Raw genomic sequence first — 3039 nt, forward strand, 5'->3', positions numbered from 1 at the left:
TGGCGGCCTTGCGGCGGCAGTACGACCTCGGCGTCGATCCCGTCGCGGTGCTCCGCGCGCTCCTGGAACTTGTGCATGGGGTGACGCTAGCCAAGGTCGGCACGCCGGCGGACCCGGCGCACCCCGCCGAAGAACGCGCGGCGCTGGTCGACTGGTCGGGCGCGCTGTCGTTCGCGCAGCTCCACCGGCTGTGGCAACTGTTCCTCAAGGGCCATGACGAGGTGGCGCGCGCGGCGATGCCGATCGAGGCGGCGGAGATGGCGCTGCTCCGCGCGATCCACGCATCGTCGCTGCCCGATCCGGGGGAGCTCGCGCGCCAGATCGCCGGCGGTGCCGGCATGGCGGCGGCAGCGCCACCGCCGGTCCTGCCGGTGCCGGCCGCTCCGCCGCCGGACCCCGTGCCGGTCGTCGCCGCGCCCGTCTTTCCGGATGATTTCGCGGCCCTTGTGGCGGCGCTGGAGGCGGGCGGTTCGCTAGGGCTCGCCATCCGGCTGAAGTCGGCGAGCGTCGCGCGCTACGCCCCGCCCGAGCTGGTCTTCAGCGGCGCGCGGCCGATGTCGGCGGATACGCTGGCCGACCTCCATGTCGCGCTCAAGGCGATGGCGGGGCGCGCCTGGAAGCTGTCGTTCGCGGACCAGCCCGGTGCGCCGACGCTGAAGGACCAGGAGGACGAGCGCCGCGCCGCCGAGCGGCAGGCGGTGCTGGACAGTCCGCTGGTTCGCGCGGCGATGGCCGCCTTTCCCGAGGCCGAACTCGAAGGCTGGAGCGTTCCGGACGGGAATGTCGCAGCAAGGCCGGGCGGCAACACCGCAACAAGGAGTGCATCATGAAGAACCTCGATGAGATCATGGCGATGGCCCAGAACGTCCAGGCGGAGCTGGAGAAGGCGCAGGCGACCCTCGATACCATCGAGGTGGAAGGCGCGGCCGGCGGCGGGCTGGTGAAGGTTACGGCGTCGGCCAAGGGCCGCATCGTGTCGGTCGACATCGATCCGTCGCTGCTCGTGGTGTCGGAAAAGCAGATGCTGGAGGATTTGGTCGCGGCCGCGTTCAACGACGCGCGGGCGAAGGCGGATGCGGTGTCGAATCGGGAAATGGGCAAGATGACGAGCGGGCTCTCGTTGCCGCCGGGGTTCAAGCTGCCGTTCTGACGGCGCCCCGACGGGCGTTCACCCCGCCGGCACCTCGACCACCATGCCGTCGAGCGTCGCGACAAGCCGGACCTGGCAGGACAGCCGGCTGCGCCGCGTGGCGTGGGGCAGCAGGTCCAGCATATCCTCCTCCTCCGCGCTGGCCGGCGGCAGCGTCGCGAGCGCCGGCTCCGCCAGCAGGACATGGCATGTGCCGCACGCCATGAAGCCGTTGCATGTGCCCTCCAGCGGCTGGCCGGCGCGCTGCGCGACGTCGAGCAGACGCTCGCCCTCGCGGCCTTCTGTCGGCGTCCGGGTGCCGTCGGCGGCGACGAACGACAACCTCACGCCGCCACCCGCTGCGCCTGCGCCGCGGCGTCGATCCGGCCGATCGCCCCGGCGAGGTCCGTCTCGGTCGTGTAGCGCCCGAAGCCGAGCCTGATCGACGAGCGCGCCTCCGCCTCGCCCAGTCCGATCGCGCGCAGCACGTGGCTCGACCGCCCCGATCCGCTCGCGCAGGCGGAACCCGCCGAAAAGGCGATGTCACGAAGGTCGCTCGTCAGCCGGGCGACGTCGAGGCCGGGCAGGCGGACGTTGAGGTTGCCGCGATAGCGATGCTCCTCCGAGCCGTTGACGATCCACCCCGGCCCCAGCGCCTCGATCCCCACCCGCCACAGCGCCTCGACATGCGCGGCATCCACGTCCGCCCGCTCCACCATCAGCCGCGCCGCCGCGCCGAAGCCGGCGCACAGCGCGGGGCTGAGCGTGCCCGATCGCCCGTCCTCCTGATCTCCCCCGTGCAGCAGCGGCGCGAGCGCGACCCCGTTTCGGATCCACAAGGCCCCGATGCCCTTGGGGCCGTGGATCTTGTGCGCGGATATCGCGACAAGGTCGACCGCATCGGGGATCGGGACCCGGCCATAGCCCTGCACCGCATCGCACAGAAACAGCGCGTCCGCCCGATGCGCGGCCTCGGCCAGCGCCGCGACCGGCTGCACCACGCCGATCTCGTTGTTGACGAGCATCGCCGCGACGAGGCCGAAGGGCGAAACGGGAGGACAGCCAGCGGGTCTGTCCCCTGTCTGAAGCGGGTCGGCCGCTTGCATGCCGAAACACCCGTCCCGCCCGACCGCCAGCACCCGGACGTCCCGCCCGCCCCGCTCCTCGGCCGCCGCCGTGTCCAGCACGGCCGCATGCTCCGTCGCGAGCGTGACCAGCGCGCCGCCGGTCCCCTTGATCGCCCAGTTCAGCGCCTCGGTCGCGCCACTGGTGAACACCACGCGTCCGCCCGGCGGCAACAGCGCCGCGACCTGCTCGCGCGCCACCTCCACCGCCGCCTTCGCACGCCGGCCCTCGCGATGCGCGGAATGCGGGTTGGCGTGGCCCCCGGGCTGGTCGGCGCGCAGCCACGGCAGCATGGCGTCGAGCGCCTCGGGGGCGAGCGGCGTCGTCGCCTGATAATCGAGGTAGGTCACGCGGCGAACCGGCGGGTGGAGCGCGCGATCTCGCGCCAGGCGGCGACCGCGCGATCGACGTCGGCCTCGCGCGTGTCGCGGCCGAAGCTGATCCGCACCACCTCGCGCCCGGCCGTCTCGATCCAGCCCATCGCGGCGAGGACGTGGCTGGGCTTCAGGCTGCCGCTCGCGCACGCGCTGCCCGCGGACACCGCGATGCCGGCGAGGTCGAAGCGGATCAGCTGCGCCGCCGCCGCGACGCCCGGCATCCGATAGGACCCGACGGCGGGGTGCCGCGCGCTCGCAGCCCCCGCCACCTCGCCTCCGGAGCGCGTCACCGCATCGTCCAGCAGCGCCCGCAGGCTCGCCCAGCGGTCCAGCGGCTCGGGCTCCGCCAGCGCCACCTTGCGCTGGATCCCCGCGTTGTTGATGACGACGTTGAGCCCCGGGAACTGC

The 3039-nt window shown here is 73.1% G+C and carries 4 protein-coding genes and 1 pseudogene; 2 read left to right on the forward strand and 3 right to left on the reverse strand.

The window, feature by feature from the left end; all coding sequences use genetic code 11:
* Nucleotides 1-830: pseudogene (locus HUU95_RS12495) on the forward strand (DNA polymerase III subunit gamma/tau); the annotation flags it as partial.
* Entirely contained in the window at nt 827-1150 is a 324-nt protein-coding gene (locus HUU95_RS12500; protein ID WP_174280400.1) for a YbaB/EbfC family nucleoid-associated protein, read from the forward strand. The pseudogene HUU95_RS12495 and the gene HUU95_RS12500, both read left to right, overlap by 4 nt.
* 18 nt (nt 1151-1168) lie before the next feature.
* Here the strand turns inward: HUU95_RS12500 and HUU95_RS12505 are convergent, their stop codons facing one another.
* The 3 genes from HUU95_RS12505 to HUU95_RS12515 all read right to left on the reverse strand — a co-directional run.
* On the reverse strand, nt 1169-1477 hold the full coding sequence (locus tag HUU95_RS12505) for a 2Fe-2S iron-sulfur cluster-binding protein (RefSeq protein ID WP_174280401.1): 309 nt from the start codon (nt 1475-1477) through the stop codon (nt 1169-1171).
* On the reverse strand, nt 1474-2604 hold the full coding sequence (locus tag HUU95_RS12510; RefSeq protein ID WP_174280402.1) for a cysteine desulfurase family protein: 1131 nt from the start codon (nt 2602-2604) through the stop codon (nt 1474-1476). The genes HUU95_RS12505 and HUU95_RS12510 overlap by 4 nt, the downstream gene beginning before the upstream one ends.
* The coding region (locus HUU95_RS12515) for an aminotransferase class V-fold PLP-dependent enzyme (protein ID WP_174280403.1) at nt 2601-3039 on the reverse strand (439 nt) is incomplete at its 5' end. The genes HUU95_RS12515 and HUU95_RS12510, both read right to left, overlap by 4 nt.

It is taken from the genome of Sphingomonas bacterium, assembly GCF_903643065.1.
Lineage (GTDB): Bacteria > Pseudomonadota > Alphaproteobacteria > Sphingomonadales > Sphingomonadaceae > Sphingomonas.